The 829-nt window shown below is 43.4% G+C and carries 1 protein-coding gene; it reads left to right on the forward strand.

Translation table 11 applies throughout. From position 1 onward, the window contains the following. Positions 1-55 precede the first annotated feature (55 nt). A partial coding sequence (locus tag M992_RS14125) for a fimbrial protein (RefSeq protein WP_248842537.1) occupies positions 56-829 on the forward strand: 774 nt, incomplete at its 3' end.

An 829-nucleotide genomic window follows, 5' to 3' on the forward strand; every position in this document is an offset into this window, starting at 1 on the left:
CCAACTGTATACATTTGGAAATCCTGGAGTTCCGCTTGTTGTCTCGGGGCAATGTTTGCGTGCAACAAGCGGGACAGGAAATACTAATGGAAACTATATCTATATTGTCGATAAATTTGGTACAGCCCCCAGTGTTTGCCCAAATGGAGGTACCGTCGATAAAAACTCATCGGATGGTATTTTAAGATTTCGTTCAACAGGAAGTTGTAGCAATTCTTCTTGGATATTAGTGCTCGATTATAAAACTACTGGATCAGGCTATACCAATTTAGTAGGGGCAGGAGGGGGTACCGATTCCGGAGTGGTTTATTTGCAAAAAAAACCACCGCCAGGAAAAACAGTCGTTAATCCAACCTATATGTTAAAGCGTAATTTCTATTCGCGCATAGGCCAATACTCTACTACGGAGCAAAAAGAAAGTGTTGCATTCAGTGCGTCAACATCGATGACCTTAGTCAATAATACCTCCTGTGCAGTTACGGTTAACGATGTCGCATTCGGTAGTCAAACTGCCACGGATGTGAAAGCAAACGCGATAGCAGGGAAAACCATTAATGTGGCGTTTACCTGTAATGGGCTACTGCCTGCTTACACCCTTAGTTTTTCTGGTCGAGATGGCGCGAATAACGCTAACAGTGGAATTATTAATGTGAAAGATAACAGTTCAGTCGGCTATCAATTCACATGGGGTAATAGCACGGTTAAACCAGTAAACAGCGCAGTGGTTGTGAATGGGGCGGCTATCACCCCAAATTCAAAGCCAACGGCCAATAATTTTACAATTCCTATCACTGTGAAACCAGTGGCGTTATCGACCCAACCTATTCCC

The organism is Moellerella wisconsensis ATCC 35017 (genome assembly GCF_001294465.1).
GTDB classification, from domain to species: domain Bacteria; phylum Pseudomonadota; class Gammaproteobacteria; order Enterobacterales; family Enterobacteriaceae; genus Moellerella; species Moellerella wisconsensis.